14 protein-coding genes are annotated in these 14,755 nt (G+C 55.5%); 6 read left to right on the forward strand and 8 right to left on the reverse strand.

The genetic code is table 11. The annotated features are described in order from the left end of the window. Window positions 1-145 precede the first annotated feature (145 nt). A complete protein-coding gene (gene zapE / locus ACOTXC_RS20985; RefSeq protein WP_046620908.1) occupies window positions 146-1,270 on the reverse strand; it encodes a cell division protein ZapE in 1,125 nt (374 codons plus the stop codon). A 189-nt stretch (window positions 1,271-1,459) separates the two neighbouring features. On the opposite strand from zapE, the gene zapG reads away from it, so the two are divergent. The 3 genes from zapG to degS all read left to right on the forward strand — a co-directional run bounded on the left by zapG (window position 1,460) and on the right by degS (window position 4,556). Next, entirely contained in the window at window positions 1,460-1,858 is a 399-nt protein-coding gene (gene zapG, locus ACOTXC_RS20990) for a Z-ring associated protein ZapG (RefSeq protein WP_022649554.1), read from the forward strand. Between the two features lie 170 nt (window positions 1,859-2,028). Then, on the forward strand, window positions 2,029-3,396 hold the full coding sequence (gene degQ / locus ACOTXC_RS20995; RefSeq protein ID WP_022649555.1) for a serine endoprotease DegQ: 1,368 nt from the start codon (window positions 2,029-2,031) through the stop codon (window positions 3,394-3,396). A 92-nt stretch (window positions 3,397-3,488) separates the two neighbouring features. Further along, a complete protein-coding gene (degS, locus tag ACOTXC_RS21000) occupies window positions 3,489-4,556 on the forward strand; it encodes an outer membrane-stress sensor serine endopeptidase DegS (RefSeq protein ID WP_003860430.1) in 1,068 nt (355 codons plus the stop codon). A 51-nt stretch (window positions 4,557-4,607) separates the two neighbouring features. Here degS and mdh read toward each other — a convergent pair whose 3' ends face one another. Further along, window positions 4,608-5,546: a malate dehydrogenase gene (gene mdh, locus ACOTXC_RS21005; protein ID WP_023298737.1), complete on the reverse strand. Its 939-nt coding sequence runs from the start codon at window positions 5,544-5,546 to the stop codon at window positions 4,608-4,610. A 397-nt stretch (window positions 5,547-5,943) separates the two neighbouring features. Here mdh and argR point away from each other — a divergent pair, with 397 nt between their 5' ends. Beyond that, window positions 5,944-6,414 carry a transcriptional regulator ArgR gene (gene argR, locus ACOTXC_RS21010; protein WP_003860428.1) on the forward strand — a complete coding sequence of 157 codons (471 nt, stop codon included), beginning with the start codon at window positions 5,944-5,946 and terminating at the stop codon, window positions 6,412-6,414. Between the two features lie 378 nt (window positions 6,415-6,792). Beyond that, entirely contained in the window at window positions 6,793-7,056 is a 264-nt protein-coding gene (yhcN, locus tag ACOTXC_RS21015; RefSeq protein WP_006812160.1) for a peroxide/acid stress response protein YhcN, read from the forward strand. A 59-nt stretch (window positions 7,057-7,115) separates the two neighbouring features. Here yhcN and ACOTXC_RS21020 read toward each other — a convergent pair whose 3' ends face one another. The 5 genes from ACOTXC_RS21020 to aaeX form a co-directional block, all read right to left on the reverse strand. Next, on the reverse strand, window positions 7,116-7,388 hold the full coding sequence (locus tag ACOTXC_RS21020) for a barstar family protein (protein WP_022649557.1): 273 nt from the start codon (window positions 7,386-7,388) through the stop codon (window positions 7,116-7,118). Window positions 7,389-7,433: 45 nt separating this feature from the next. After that, a complete protein-coding gene (locus ACOTXC_RS21025; RefSeq protein ID WP_421767945.1) occupies window positions 7,434-8,888 on the reverse strand; it encodes an NAD-dependent succinate-semialdehyde dehydrogenase in 1,455 nt (484 codons plus the stop codon). Between the two features lie 86 nt (window positions 8,889-8,974). Further along, complete coding sequence (gene aaeB / locus ACOTXC_RS21030; protein ID WP_023298739.1) at window positions 8,975-10,942, reverse strand: p-hydroxybenzoic acid efflux pump subunit AaeB; 1,968 nt, start codon at window positions 10,940-10,942, stop codon at window positions 8,975-8,977. A 5-nt stretch (window positions 10,943-10,947) separates the two neighbouring features. Then, complete coding sequence (gene aaeA / locus ACOTXC_RS21035) at window positions 10,948-11,880, reverse strand: p-hydroxybenzoic acid efflux pump subunit AaeA (protein WP_023298740.1); 933 nt, start codon at window positions 11,878-11,880, stop codon at window positions 10,948-10,950. Between the two features lie 7 nt (window positions 11,881-11,887). Continuing rightward, on the reverse strand, window positions 11,888-12,091 hold the full coding sequence (gene aaeX, locus ACOTXC_RS21040) for a p-hydroxybenzoic acid efflux pump operon protein AaeX (protein ID WP_003860416.1): 204 nt from the start codon (window positions 12,089-12,091) through the stop codon (window positions 11,888-11,890). Between the two features lie 178 nt (window positions 12,092-12,269). On the opposite strand from aaeX, the gene aaeR reads away from it, so the two are divergent. Next, window positions 12,270-13,196 carry an HTH-type transcriptional activator AaeR gene (aaeR, locus tag ACOTXC_RS21045; RefSeq protein WP_022649561.1) on the forward strand — a complete coding sequence of 309 codons (927 nt, stop codon included), beginning with the start codon at window positions 12,270-12,272 and terminating at the stop codon, window positions 13,194-13,196. 113 nt (window positions 13,197-13,309) lie between these two features. On the opposite strand, the gene tldD is transcribed toward aaeR, so the two are convergent. Next, window positions 13,310-14,755 carry a metalloprotease TldD gene (gene tldD / locus ACOTXC_RS21050; RefSeq protein WP_022649562.1) on the reverse strand — a complete coding sequence of 482 codons (1,446 nt, stop codon included), beginning with the start codon at window positions 14,753-14,755 and terminating at the stop codon, window positions 13,310-13,312.

Consider the following 14,755-nt stretch of genomic DNA (forward strand, 5'->3'; position numbering starts at 1 on the left):
GCCCCGGCCGGAAGGCAAACGCCTCAGCGATTTACAGCCGGACCAGGGCATCGCTGACAGCCCTCAGTCATTTAGAAAGCAACTTTATTGCTTCTGCATAAAAAAATTACTGGGGATCCCTCAGCCCACGCGGAGAGGGGAGCATTTATGGCATATGCTCACGCTTAAGGTACTCTTCGCTCTGCATCTCTTGCAGGCGCGACAGGCAGCGCTGGAACTCAAACTTCAGGCGCTCGCCCTGATAGATCTCATATAAAGGCACCTCGGCACTGACTACCAGCTTGACGTGGCGCTCATAAAACTCGTCCACCAGCGCGATGAAGCGGCGCGCTTCGCTCTCCATGAGAGGGGTCATGACGGGCACATCCCATAACATAACGGTATGGAACAGTCGCGAAAGCGCAATGTAGTCATGCTGGCTGCGGGCGTCCACGCAGAGCGTTGCAAACGAGACGGCCAGCGTCTGGTTCTCTACGCCAAGCGTCGGCAACGGACGATGATTAATCTCCAGCGCTGGCGCGTTATCCCGCGGCGCCCCTGCCAGCGCCAGCCAGAGTTTATCCATCTCGCGGGATGTGTCGGCATTCAGCGGTGAAAGCCACAGGTGCGCCTGCGTCAGCGTGCGCAAACGATAGTCGACGCCAGCGTCGACATTCATGATGTCGCAGTACTGCTTAATGGCATCTATGGCTGGCAGGAAACGCGCCCGCTGGAGACCGTTGCGATAAAGCTCATCCGGCGGGATATTTGAGGTCGCCACCAGGGTGATCCCACGCGCAAACAGCGCTTTCATCAGCCCCCCCAGCAGCATCGCGTCCGTAATATCGGAAACAAAGAATTCGTCGAAGCAGAGTACGTCCGTTTCCGCCTTGAAGCGGTCCGCCACGATTTCCAGCGGGTCGGTTTCGCCCTGGAGCGCCGTCAACTCCTCATGAACCCGCAGCATAAAACGGTGAAAGTGCAGACGCTGCTTACGCGTGCCGGGCAGGCTCTGGTAGAACATGTCCATCAGCCAGGTCTTACCCCGCCCAACGCCGCCCCACATATATAAGCCACGAACCGGTGCGTTTACCGTGGGCTCTTTTTTGCCCAGTAAACGGCCGAATGCCGCCTTCAGCCCACTGCTCTGCACCGCATCGGCGGGTTTCGCCAGAAGCTCCTGGTAAATCGTGTCCAGGCGGTTTACCGCTTCACGCTGGACATCATCCGGCTGGTGTGTGCCCTCACTCAGGGCGAGTTGGTAACGCGATGATGGGGACAGGTTTTGCATGATGTTATTGTTATTCCTTTAGTTAAACCTCATCAGCGCGCGTGGCTGATGAAAAAAAGGCCGTTCTACACTACGCGATGATACGTCAGGATTCCACTTCTGCGGAAATAGCGGTTATAGTGGCATAATCAGGCACAGGCAGGAGCCGAGCCAACACCCTACGGAACAACAAGACAACGGGAGAAGTTCATGACCTGGGAATATGCGCTAATCGGTTTAGTCGTCGGCATCATCATTGGTGCTGTGGCCATGCGTTTCGGTAACCGCAAATTGCGTCAGCAGCAGTCACTGCAATACGAACTGGAAAAGAACAAAGCCGAACTGGAAGAATACCGCGAAGAGCTGGTCAGCCACTTTGCCCGTAGCGCTGAGCTGCTGGACAACATGGCGACAGATTATCGCCAGCTCTACCAGCACATGGCGAAAAGCTCCAGCAGCCTGCTGCCGGAAATGACCGCGGAGAGCAACCCCTTCCGCAATCGTCTGGCGGACTCTGAGGCCGGTAACGATCAGGCACCGGTTCAGATGCCACGCGACTATTCAGACGGCGCGTCCGGCCTGCTGCGCGGTGGCGTAAAACGCGATTAATCGCACAACCTGAATAAATTTTACGGGCGCACCTTATGCGCCCGTCCTTTCTTCCCGTCCCCAGCTATTATTTAGTCAAACACCTCATTGTTCAGCGGTTGAAAATTCAATAACATCAAGATGTTTTTGGGGCCGTTCTTTTTCATTCCAGGATACGAGAGTCAGCATCGATGAAGAAAAAAAACCAGCTGTTGAGCGCCTTAGCGTTAAGTGTCGGGTTATCTCTCTCGGCGTCCTTCCCCGCCAGTGCGGCACTACCTTCGCAGGTGCCAGGACAAGAAGCCATTCCCAGCCTTGCGCCGATGCTTGAAAAAGTCCTGCCTGCGGTAGTCAGCGTTCAGGTGGAAGGGACGGCACGCCAAAGCCAGCGTATTCCCGAAGAGCTGAAGAAATATTTTGGCGAAGAGGCGCCGGATCAGCAGGCTCAGCCGTTTGAAGGCCTTGGTTCGGGCGTGATTATCGACGCGGCCAAAGGCTATATCCTGACCAATAACCACGTGATCAGCCAGGCTGATAAAATCAGCGTTCAGCTGAACGATGGCCGGGAGTTTGACGCCAAACTGATCGGCGGTGACGATCAGAGTGATATCGCCCTGCTACAGGTGCAAAACCCCAGCAACCTGACCCAGATCGCCATCGCCGATTCCGATAAGCTGCGCGTGGGTGATTTTGCCGTCGCGGTCGGTAATCCGTTCGGTTTAGGGCAGACCGCCACCTCCGGGATTGTCTCTGCCCTGGGGCGCAGCGGCCTGAATCTCGAAGGGCTGGAAAATTTCATCCAGACCGATGCCTCCATCAACCGGGGCAACTCCGGCGGTGCGCTGCTTAACCTGAACGGCGAACTGATCGGCATTAATACCGCTATCCTCGCACCAGGCGGCGGCAGCATCGGAATTGGTTTTGCCATTCCGAGTAACATGGCGAAAACCCTGTCTCAACAGCTGATACAGTTTGGCGAGGTTAAGCGCGGGCTGCTGGGCATTAAAGGCATGGAGATGAGCGCTGATATCGCCAAAGCCTTTAAGCTCAACGTCCAGCGCGGGGCGTTTGTCAGCGAAGTGCTGCCCAACTCAGGATCTGCGAAAGCGGGCGTGAAATCCGGTGACGTTATTGTCAGCCTGAACGATAAACCGCTGAGCAGCTTCGCTGAATTACGTTCGCGTATTGCCACCACGGAGCCTGGCGCTAAAGTGAAGCTGGGCCTGATCCGCGAGGGCAAACCGCTGACCGTGGAAGTGACACTGGACAAGAGCACTTCCTCTTCCGCCAGTGCAGAACAGATCTCCCCGGCGCTACAGGGCGCAACGCTGAGCGACGGTCAGCTTAAAGACGGCACGAAAGGCATTTCTGTCACTGCCGTTGAGAAGAGCAGCCCGGCCGCGCAGGCAGGTTTACATCAGGACGACGTGATCGTGGGCGTGAACCGCACTCGCGTGCAGTCTATTGCCGAAATGCGTAAGGTGCTGGAGAGTAAACCGGCGGTCATTGCCCTGCAAATTATCCGTGGCAACGACACCCTCTACATTTTACTGCGTTAACCATTTGCGACTCCGGGCATCGCCGCTGCGTGTGATGTCCGGATAACTCATGTTATGCTGCAAACCGTTCCTTTTTTAACGACACACGCATCATGCTTTTAAAGCTCTTTCGTTCAATTGTCATTGGTTTGATCGTTGCCGGTCTGCTGCTGGTGGCTATGCCATCTTTACGCCAGTTCAACAAACTGTCGGCTCCTCAGTTCGACAGCACGGATGAAACGCCTGCAACGTACAATCAGGCGGTACGCCGTGCCGCCCCCGCCGTGGTTAACGTCTATAACCGCGGGCTTAACAGTTCCGCTCATAACCAGCTGGAGATCCGCACGCTCGGTTCCGGTGTGATCATGGATGACCGGGGTTACATCATCACCAATAAACACGTGATCAACGATGCCGACCAGATTATCGTCGCCTTGCAGGATGGCCGCGTGTTTGAAGCCCTGCTGGTGGGGTCGGACAGCCTGACCGATCTGGCGGTGCTGAAGATCAACGCCACGGGCGGTCTGCCGACTATCCCGATTAATCGCAAACGAACGCCGCACATCGGCGATGTGGTGCTGGCGATCGGTAACCCGTACAACCTGGGCCAGACCATCACTCAGGGGATCATCAGCGCGACAGGTCGAATTGGACTGAACCCGTCAGGGCGGCAGAACTTCCTGCAAACCGATGCCTCGATCAACCACGGTAACTCCGGCGGTGCGCTGGTGAACTCTCTGGGCGAACTGATGGGCATTAATACCCTCTCCTTCGACAAGAGCAACGATGGTGAAACACCGGAAGGGATTGGCTTTGCCATTCCGTTCCAGCTGGCGACCAAGATCATGGACAAGCTGATCCGCGATGGCCGCGTGATCCGTGGCTACATCGGTATTGGCGGGCGTGAAATCGCGCCGATGCATACGCAGGGCGGTGGTATCGATCAGATCCAGGGGATTGTGGTCAACGAAGTGGCACCTGGCGGCCCGGCGGCCAATGCAGGTATCCAGGTGAACGACGTTATTCTTTCCGTCAACGGCACGCCGGCGGTCTCTGCGCTTGAAACGATGGACCAGGTGGCGGAAATTCGACCGGGCTCTATCATCCCCGTAGAAGTCATGCGTAATGACAAGAAGCTCACGATTCAGGTCACCATCCAGGAATACCCGGCCACTAACTGACGGGCATAAAAAAACGGAGCTTAGCGCTCCGTTTTTTTTACCGGGACAAGATCACTTGTTAACGAACTCTTCGCCCAGCGTGATGTCTTTCTTCAGCGTATCCAGCATGCCTTCCATCGCGTTTTGCTCAAACGCGCTCAGCGTGCCGATAGACTTACGCTCTTCAACGCCGTTTTTACCCAGCAGCAGCGGCTGAGAGAAGAAGCGCGCGTGTTCACCGTCGCCTTCTACGTAAGCGCATTCAACCACGTTTTTCTCGCCCTGCAGCGCGCGAACCAGAGACAGGCCGAAACGCGCCGCCGCCTGGCCCATAGACAGGGTTGCAGAACCGCCACCCGCCTTCGCTTCCACCACTTCGGTGCCTGCATTCTGAATACGTTTGGTCAGGTCAGCCACTTCCTGCTCGGTGAAGCTCACGCCCGGGATCTGCGACAGCAGAGGCAGGATGGTCACGCCAGAGTGTCCGCCGATAACCGGCACTTCCACTTCCGTTGGCTGCTTGCCTTTCAGCTCAGCCACGAAGGTATTGGAACGGATGATATCCAGCGTAGTTACGCCGAACAGTTTGTTCTTGTCGTAAACGCCCGCTTTCTTCAGCACTTCTGCTGCGATGGCAACGGTGGTGTTCACCGGGTTGGTGATGATACCGATGCACGCTTTCGGGCAGGTTTCAGCGATCTGCTGAACCAGGTTTTTCACGATGCCCGCGTTGACGTTGAACAGGTCTGAACGATCCATACCCGGTTTACGTGCAACACCCGCGGAGATCAGCACCACATCGGCACCCTGCAACGCAGGACGCGCATCTTCACCGGAGAAGCCTTTGATTTTCACAGCTGTCGGGATGTGGCTCAGGTCAACCGCCACACCTGGGGTTACCGGAGCAATATCGTACAGGGAGAGTTCTGAGCCTGAAGGCAGTTGGGTTTTCAGTAGTAGGGCAAGCGCCTGGCCGATACCACCAGCAGCGCCGAGGACTGCGACTTTCATCCTAAACTCCTTATTATGGTTAACTTAAGTATCTGTAACTCCGTTGCGGCGACCATAATTCAGCACGTCATTAATTACAATTTTCATCGCTAAAGAATTTGAGGTCGCACGTCTTTGACCTTCACCCGAATGCTATCAGGCTGTGGGCAACAACGAATTAAGAGGGGGTTACAATACACCCTGCCACGCCACCAAAACAACATCATTTTGATAACATTTAATTTACTTTTAAGCTTATTTGCGCGGCGTGACCCAGGCATGTTTTCTGATAACGAAATCTGATAAAATCTCTCCCTTTCATAACATTATTTCAGCCTGGTGCCAGGTAGATAATTTGCATAAAAATTCATCCACATGCATAATAATGTTGTTTCTATCGTCATATTCCGGGTGACTTATGCGAAGCTCGTCTAAGCAAGAAGAATTAGTGAAAGCGTTTAAAGCGCTACTCAAAGAAGAGAAATTCAGTTCTCAGGGAGAAATTGTTCAGGCGTTGCAGGAGCAAGGCTTCGACAACATCAACCAGTCGAAGGTCTCCCGCATGTTAACCAAGTTTGGTGCAGTGCGTACGCGCAACGCCAAAATGGAGATGGTTTATTGCCTGCCTGCTGAACTTGGCGTGCCAACGACCTCCAGCCCGCTGAAAAACCTGGTTCTGGACATTGACTATAACGATGCCGTGGTCGTGATCCACACCAGCCCGGGTGCAGCCCAGCTGATTGCCCGCCTGCTGGACTCGCTGGGTAAAGCAGAGGGGATCCTCGGGACCATCGCCGGCGATGACACCATTTTTACGACCCCGGCAAATGGTTTCTCGGTGAAAGACCTCTACGAAGCGATTCTGGTCCTGTTCGAACAGGAGCTGTAATCTTCTGCCCCGTAGCGCCTGGCTGCGGGGATCATTCTGCTGCCGCCTCGTTTTACCCTGCTTTTCTCTGCCTGCTGCTTTTGCAAATAGTGCTTTTTACCGCCTGTTAACATTCATTCAGTGAATGATCTGCCTTAAAATCGCACTAAAAATCAAAGCCACCTATCCAATTGATTTAAATAAGAAAAAATCATAACACCTGCAGAGTAACGCCCTTTTTTATTCATTCCCGTTATAAAAAATGATGTTTTTAACACGTAATAACAGGCGAAACCATTAGTCTGGTATTAATTTTTTGCGTGATTAGTGTATACTTGATTTTGTGATGAGGGTCACAGAACAAAGACCCCAGTAAAATAATTGACGAGGTAAATAATCATGAAAATTAAAACCACTGTAGCTGCCCTGAGCGTACTGTCAGTCCTGTCATTCGGTGCGTTTGCAGCCGACACTATTAACGCCGAACAGGCACAATCCCGTCAGGCTATCGGGACCGTTTCTGTTGGTGCCATCGGTACTTCTCCGATGGACATGCACGAAATGCTGAACAAAAAAGCGGAAGAACAGGGTGCGTCATCTTATCGCATCATCGAAGCGCGCAGTGGCGACCACTGGCACGCTACCGCAGAACTGTACAAATAAACCCTCGTCGTATCTCATCATACGACTTGCCCCTGACCTCCCGGTCAGGGGCTTTTTTATCACTGGCGCACGTTGAAACGCAGTTGCCCTTCCAGCTCCTCCTCCGCTTCATCAAACAATAAAATCAATGCGCCAAAGCGTCTGCGCAGTTTTTCAGGTAGATGGGTAAATTCGATCTCCAGCGGTAACGGCAGCCTGTCGCCGGTAACCACATCCCACAGCATATCAAGATTGTTTACGCTGCCCCGCTCCAGGTCGAACGCCCGGATAAACTCGCGGTAGAAGTCTTCCTGACTATCAATTTCGTCAAAATCAAAGGTATAAATTTTCATTGCCAGCCACCCGGTACAGGCGGGCGGCAGATGCCGCCCTGTCTATTATAAGCCCCCGATATGCAGGGTTTTAACTTCCAGAAACTCCTCCAGCCCCAGCACGGACCCCTCGCGTCCCAGCCCGGACTCTTTTACGCCCCCAAACGGACCCAGCTCGGTCGAGACCGCACATTCATTAATTCCGATCATGCCGCTCTCAATGGCCTGTGAGACGCGGAACACACGCGAGAGATTCTGGGTATAAAAGTAGGCCGCCAGCCCGTAAGGCGTATTGTTAGCGCGCATAACCACTTCGTCTTCCGACGTGAAGCGGAAGCAGGCGGCAACGGGACCAAAGGTCTCCTCTTCTGCCAGCTTCATGCCTTCATGGCAGTCACCGAGTACGGTTGGCATCCAGAAGTTGCCGCCAAGTTCGTGCGGTTTACCCCCAGCCAGCACCGTGGCCCCCTTCGCTACCGCATCTTCGACGTGCTCACGGACTTTCTCGACAGCCGAAGGCTCAATCAGCGGGCCGACAACGACGCCCTCGTCCAGACCGTTACCCACCTTCAGCGCCTTCACCGCATCGGCAAGCTGATTGACAAACTTGTCATAGACCGTCTCCTGAATATAGAAACGGTTTACGCTGACGCAGACCTGCCCGGCGTTACGGAATTTATTGGCGATGGCGCCTTTGACGGCGGCCTCAATATCCGCGTCCTCGAAAACGATATACGGCGCATTGCCGCCCAGCTCCATCGATACCTTTTTCATGGTCTCAGCGGAATTGCGAACCAGCGTTTTCCCGACGGCGGTTGACCCCGTAAACGAGATTTTGCGCACGTCATGGCTGGCCATAATGGCGTCACTAATTTCTGAGGTGCTCCCCGCGACCGCATTCAGCACACCATCCGGCACACCGGCCTGCTTCGCCAGCGTCAGCAGCGCAAAGGCGCTCAGCGGCGTGTTGTTTGCAGGCTTGATGACGCCGGTACATCCTGCTGCCAGCGCCGGGCCGAGCTTACGGGTGAGCATAGCCATCGGGAAATTCCATGGCGTGATAGCAGCAACCACCCCAACAGGTTCACGAGTGGCCAGAATACGGGAGCCGGGTTTAACCGGAGGAATGATTTCACCGTTAGCGCGCTTGGCCTGCTCGGCAAACCACTGAATAAAGCTGACAGCGTAGTCCACCTCGCCCTCAGCCTCTTTCAGCGGCTTGCCCTGCTCGGTGGTCATCAGCCGCCCGAGCCAGCTTTTGTTCTCGATAATCAGTTCATACCAGCGATAGAGGATCGTGGAACGCTCTTTTGCCGTTTTTGCGCGCCATGCGGGAAAGGCTTTCGTCGCGGCCGCAATGGCCTCTTCGGTTTCGGCTTTCCCTGCTTTCGCCACTTTCGCAACCACCTCGCCCGTGGCCGGGTTTAGCACATCAAACGTGGTGTCGAGTGTTTTCCAGATACCGTTAACCAGATACCCGGTCTGAAAAAGAATACTGTCCTGAAGAGCCTGGGTTGTCATGTGTCCTCCCTTCCTGAATGTTTGAACCTGCAAGAATAAGTATAGCCACAAAAAAACCGACGCTTTTGGCGTCGGTTTTCTCTTCGTTAGCTGTCTGTCAGCGCATTCTGGTAGCGGTGCAGCATAAACACCAGCCGCTCTACCGGCTCGGTAACCTGCGGCGGGGCTTCCCAGACTCGCAGTTTCTCCTGGTAGATATCCAGCTCCTCCAGCAGTTGCTTAAAGTAGCGGCGACGTTTGTCATCACTGGATGCCGATATCACATGGTCCGCCGTTCGCCGTAGCTGGCGGTGGAAAGCGGACAAATCGTCGTTGATCGGCACTGGCGCGTTCCGCAGACGCTGGTGCGCGATAATCATGGTTAACGCCAGACGGAAGCGAGCGACATCGCCCGGGAATTTATTCAACAGCAGGAACAGTTGCTGGTAAAGGGCCGGAAGGTGGTTCTGCTTGCGCCGCGCGGTGTTGGTGGTCAAGGACGATACGGCGGCCGACACAAACTGATTGAGCAGCACGCGCCCTGTCCGCGCCTGAGAGTTATCCCGCACCAGCAGGATCACCATCATCGCCAGGAAACAGCCCACCAGCTGGCCTAATGCGCTATCCAGGAACTGGCTGAAATGGAAGGTCATCGGGTTATCCAGCACGAGGATGTTAATCGTACTCGCCAGCGCACCTAACGATCCCAGACGGCGTTTTTGTACCTCAATCCCGATAAAGAACGCCATCACCGCCAGGCTGATACAGAGCAAAAGCATGCTTTGCTGCGTCGAGGGGATGATTACCAGGAAGTAGAGCGCGCCAATGGGTAACGCCGCAATGGTGCCGTACAGAAAATCGATCGCGACCATGCGCGGGTTGGGCAGACGCATCGCCAGCGCGGTGACGACGGCAATCATCACCATCGCGCCGCTGCCGGACGTCCAGCCGGTCCACAGCCAGAACAGCGTGCCGAGTATACAGGCCAGGGTGGTACGCCAGAAGTTAACCATCGCATGATGACGCTCGGCGGATTCCGGCTTGATCACCACTTCGCCCTGTAACACCTCTTCTTCCGCCGCACTGATTTTGGTGTTGCTAATCACGCCGCGTTTCAGAAGCAGGTAGCGCGTTGCGGCGCCAACCCAGGTATAAATGGTGACTGGCGTATCCCGTTCGCCCGTCCAGGCAATCACACGACGCATGCGTTTAAGCTGTCGATGCACGTCCTGCACTGTCTCCACAGGCTCATCAAACAGTTCGCGGAAGGTATCCGTTACCACTTCGGGGCGAGTGTTCTGAATCAGGTAGGTTTCACACGCCTGGGTGATCAGCGTTAACGAGACGGTATTGATCGCTTTCAGACGACGATTGGCACGCTCCCAGCGGGAAGACTCCATATTGAGATTACTGCGCATCCCTTCCAGCGCCTGCGTGCGGCGCACCAGCGCGCTCCAGGCCTTGTCGACCTCTTCGCTGTCGCCGTGCTTAATGCACAGCTGCATGAGCTGGTACTGGGCAACAATCAGCGCGTCCAGCTCACGATCGACTTCCTGCTTGATGGATCGCGGAGAGAAGAGCAGATCGGCGACAATCGCGCAGACGATACCAATGACAATCTCGCTGCAACGTTCCACGGCGAACTGCGGAGCAAGCAGCGGTTCACTCTGAATGGTGATGATAATAATCAGCGCGGTATATCCCGCCAGGCCCCAGGCATACGAGTTTTCCACCTTCACCAGCGAAGAGACCCAGGTGCAAAAACCCGCCCAGATACAGCATACAATCAGCATCAGCAGCGGCGTGCGGATCATCAGGATGATAATGGTCAGGGCGGCGATACAGCCGATAAAGGTGCCGATAATACGCAGCATCCCGCGATAGCGAATTGCCCCGGAGTAAGGCTCGCCACCCGCCGCGAAGGCAGGACCGGCGGCGACGATCGCGGCGGTCAGAACAGCCCAGCGCGGCGTTTCAAGCTGGAAATGGAAGCCAACAAACAGCGCCAGCACAATGGCGCATGCCAGCTTCACGGCGAAGCGGATGTGCTGGCTGGCGATGGAAAAAATGCCCATAGCGATCAACCAAACTCGCGCAGGCGATGGGCGATTTGACGGAAGATAGAATCCTGGCTGGCATCACGGTCTTTTTCACCGGTGATCACTACCGTCGCCGTGGTGCCTGCGGGCCAGAGGTTGCTCTGCTGCTCATCCAGACGAATGCGTACCGGTACGCGCTGCGCCAGACGAACCCACTCGAGGTTAGAATCGACGGTCGCCATCCCTTTTGAATCATTGGTACTGCTGGCGTTGGTCACCCCCGCGGCCACGCTGTCCACGGTTCCTTTCAGGACCCGGTTGCTGCCGAGCGGCGTGATTTCGGCGCGATAGCCCGGACGCACGCCTTCCAGCTTGGTCTCTTCCATATAGGCGAGGACGTAGAAGGAGTTCTGTTTCACCAGCGCCACGGCCGTAGAGCCGCGCGTGATAAACTCACCCGCATAGACGTTGAGGTTGGTTACCCAGCCATCGGACGGGGCGCGGATAACGGTACGTTCCAGATCGAGCTTCGCCAGATCGCGCGTCGCCTGCGCTTTTGCCAGCTGATGCAGCACGGTTTGCAGCACGTTATTGGACTGATCAATCTCTTCCCGGGACATGGCCTGGATGCCCAGCTTGTTACGACGTCCTGCTTCACGGCGTTTTTCAGCGGCCAGCGCGTTGTAATAAGCTACGTCGGCTTCCGCTTCTTCCAGCGCTTTTTGATAGCGCGGCTGGTCGATAGTGAACAGTACCTGATCTTTTTTCACCAGTTGGTTATCGTGGACATTGACCGCCGTAATGAGACCGGCAACATCGGGCGCTATCGCGACCACCTCCGCGCTGAAACGCGCATCGCGCGTCCACGGGGATTCGGTGTAATAAACCCAGGCGCGAAAAATAGCGATGAACGCCAGGATGACCAGCGCCATAGTGATGGCAGTGCGGGAGATTTTTCTTGTTAGCGTTTTCACATCAACCTCAGACAAACATGCGCGATATTAAATAGAACAGGCAGCAATACAGCGCGGTATTGAACAATGCAGGATGCCAGACGAAATCATAAATCCCGGTAGGGACCAGCACCTTGCGCACCAGCCAGAAGATCGCCAGTGATAAAAGAAGCTCGAAAAATATCGGTGGGAACGACAGACCGAACACCACGATAACGGGAAACAGACTCATGTTGACCTTGATTAAAGAGATGCAGGTTACTGGATTATTAAGCTCACGCCGCCGCAGGAGAGCATGAATTGCCGGGCGAGAGTGGCGCAGCCGTTATGTAATTAATAATATATTAACGTAACTGTTATGCTGTTATCTATCATATGTGATCTAAATCACTTTTAAGCCAGAGTGAATAATGGAACGTCTAAAACGCATGTCCGTCTTTGCGAAAGTGGTTGAGCAAGGCTCTTTTACCGCCGCAGCACGTCAGCTACAAATGAGCGTCTCATCCATTAGCCAGACAGTGTCAAAACTGGAAGATGAGCTCCAGGTAAAGCTGCTCAACCGCAGCACCCGCAGCATTGGGCTGACGGAAGCGGGTAAAATTTACTATCAGGGCTGCCGTCGAATGCTGCATGAAGTGCAGGATGTTCACGAGCAGCTCTACGCCTTTAACAACACGCCTATCGGCACGCTGCGTATCGGGTGTTCTTCAACTATGGCACAAAATGTTCTCGCTGCCATGACGGCGGAAATGCTGAAAGAGTATCCCGGTTTAACCGTTAATCTGGTAACGGGTATTCCGGCACCGGATCTGATTGCCGATGGGTTAGACGTGGTGATCCGCGTTGGCGCATTGCAGGACTCGAGCCTGTTCTCGCGTCGACTGGGCAGCATGCCGATGGTGGTCTGCGCTTCGAAAAGCTATCTGGCACAGTATGGCGTACCGGAAAAACCTGCCGACCTGAGCAACCACTCGTGGCTGGAATACAGCGTTCGCCCAGATAACGAATTTGAACTGATCGCGCCAGAAGGGCTTTCCACCAAACTGCTGCCTGAAGGCCGCTTCGTGACCAACGATCCGATGACCATCTCACGCTGGCTGGTGGCCGGGGCCGGGATCGCCTACGTGCCGCTGATGTGGGTGATCAACGAGATCAACAGCGGCGAACTGGAGATCCTCTTCCCGCGCTACCAGTCGGATCCGCGCCCGGTGTACGCGCTCTATACCGAAAAGGACAAGCTGCCGCTGAAGGTGCAGGTCTGTATTAACTATCTGACGGACTATTTTGTGGAAGTGGCAGAGCTGTTTCAGGGGATGCGGGGAAGAAGGAAAGAGTAGGCCTCCCCCCTCACCCCGGCCCTCTCCCCAAAGGGGCGAGGGAGAAAAGACAGCACGGAGCAGTCCCCTCTCCCCGTTGGGGAGAGGGTTAGGGTGAGGGGAAAATGAAAAAATTACGCCGTGCCGCCCACCGTCAGGTTATCGACCTTCAGGGTTGGCTGGCCCACGCCTACCGGCAGGCTCTGACCTTCTTTGCCGCAGACGCCCACGCCGTTATCCAGCTTCAGATCGTTACCGACCATGGAGATCTGCTGCATTGCTTCAATCCCGGATCCGATCAGCGTCGCCCCTTTTACCGCTTTGGTCACTTTGCCCTTCTCAATCAGATACGCCTCTGAGGTAGAGAAGACAAATTTACCGGAGGTGATATCCACCTGGCCGCCGCCAAAGTTCGGCGCGAAGATCCCGTAATCAACGGATTCGATAATCTCCTGCGGCGTGGATTTACCCGGCAGCATGTAGGTGTTGGTCATGCGCGGCATCGGCAGGTGTGCGTAGGATTCGCGACGACCGTTACCCGTTGGCGCAACGCCCATCAGACGCGCGTTAAGCTTGTCCTGCATGTAACCTTTCAGTACGCCATTTTCGATCAGCACGTTGTACTGGCCCGGCGTGCCTTCATCGTCGATAGAAATCGAGCCGCGACGGTCGAGCATGGTGCCATCATCCACCACGGTACACAGTTCGGAGGAGACTAGCTGCCCCATCTGACCGCTGAATACGGACGTCCCGCGACGGTTGAAATCCCCCTCCAGGCCGTGACCGACCGCTTCGTGCAGCAGCACGCCAGGCCAGCCTGCGCCCAGAACCACCGGCAGCGTACCGGCAGGTGCCGCCACGGCAGACAGGTTGACCAGCGCCATGCGCACGGCTTCTTTTGCCCACGCATCCGCGCGCGCTTCGCCGTCAACGTCGCCGAGGAACCAGTCGTAGCCAAAACGACCGCCGCCACCGCTTGAGCCGCGCTCGCGCTTGCCGTCGTCTTCCACCTGCACACTGATAGAGAGGCGCACAAGCGGACGCACGTCGGCGGCCAGCGTACCGTCCGTCGCCGCCACCAGAATCAGCTCATAGACACCGCTCAGGCTGGCAGAGACTTCCTGCACGCGTTTGTCCGCCGCGCGAGCCACTTTGTCCACGCGACGCAGGATGTCCAGCTTCTCTTCGCGGCTCATGCTTTGCAGTGGGTCGATGCTGGTATAAAGCGCAGCGTGCTGCACTTCACCCAGGGTTTTCACGCGACCGTCGCCGGTATCACGCACAATGGTTCGCGCCGCCTGCGCGCTCTGCTCCAGCGCGGCCAGGCTTATCTGGTCTGCATAAGCAAAACCGGTTTTTTCGCCGCTGACGGCGCGCACGCCGACGCCCTGGTCAATGTTATAAGAACCATCTTTAATGATGCTGTCTTCTAAAACCCAGGATTCGTGATAGCTCGACTGGAAATAGAGATCGCCGTAGTCGAGGCGGCGTTCGGTCAGTTGACCAAGAATGGAGAACAGGTCCTGATGGCTCAGGCCGTTCGCTGCGAGCAAATGTTCACTTACCAGGTTCAGACTCAT

Origin of the sequence: Enterobacter cloacae complex sp. IR5428 (assembly GCF_049238585.1) — a bacterium.
GTDB lineage: Bacteria > Pseudomonadota > Gammaproteobacteria > Enterobacterales > Enterobacteriaceae > Enterobacter > Enterobacter intestinihominis.

Excerpts from the sequence above, each read along its gene's own strand:
- zapE (WP_046620908.1), bottom strand. The coding sequence starts at position 1,270 with ATGCAAAACCTGTCCCCATCATCGCGTTACCAACTCGCCCTGAGTGAG.
- zapG (WP_022649554.1), top strand. The coding sequence starts at position 1,460 with ATGACCTGGGAATATGCGCTAATCGGTTTAGTCGTCGGCATCATCATT.
- degQ (WP_022649555.1), top strand. The coding sequence starts at position 2,029 with ATGAAGAAAAAAAACCAGCTGTTGAGCGCCTTAGCGTTAAGTGTCGGG.
- degS (WP_003860430.1), top strand. The coding sequence starts at position 3,489 with ATGCTTTTAAAGCTCTTTCGTTCAATTGTCATTGGTTTGATCGTTGCC.
- mdh (WP_023298737.1), bottom strand. The coding sequence starts at position 5,546 with ATGAAAGTCGCAGTCCTCGGCGCTGCTGGTGGTATCGGCCAGGCGCTT.
- argR (WP_003860428.1), top strand. The coding sequence starts at position 5,944 with ATGCGAAGCTCGTCTAAGCAAGAAGAATTAGTGAAAGCGTTTAAAGCG.
- yhcN (WP_006812160.1), top strand. The coding sequence starts at position 6,793 with ATGAAAATTAAAACCACTGTAGCTGCCCTGAGCGTACTGTCAGTCCTG.
- ACOTXC_RS21020 (WP_022649557.1), bottom strand. The coding sequence starts at position 7,388 with ATGAAAATTTATACCTTTGATTTTGACGAAATTGATAGTCAGGAAGAC.
- ACOTXC_RS21025 (WP_421767945.1), bottom strand. The coding sequence starts at position 8,888 with ATGACAACCCAGGCTCTTCAGGACAGTATTCTTTTTCAGACCGGGTAT.
- aaeB (WP_023298739.1), bottom strand. The coding sequence starts at position 10,942 with ATGGGCATTTTTTCCATCGCCAGCCAGCACATCCGCTTCGCCGTGAAG.
- aaeX (WP_003860416.1), bottom strand. The coding sequence starts at position 12,091 with ATGAGTCTGTTTCCCGTTATCGTGGTGTTCGGTCTGTCGTTCCCACCG.
- aaeR (WP_022649561.1), top strand. The coding sequence starts at position 12,270 with ATGGAACGTCTAAAACGCATGTCCGTCTTTGCGAAAGTGGTTGAGCAA.
- tldD (WP_022649562.1), bottom strand. The coding sequence starts at position 14,755 with ATGAGTCTGAACCTGGTAAGTGAACATTTGCTCGCAGCGAACGGCCTG.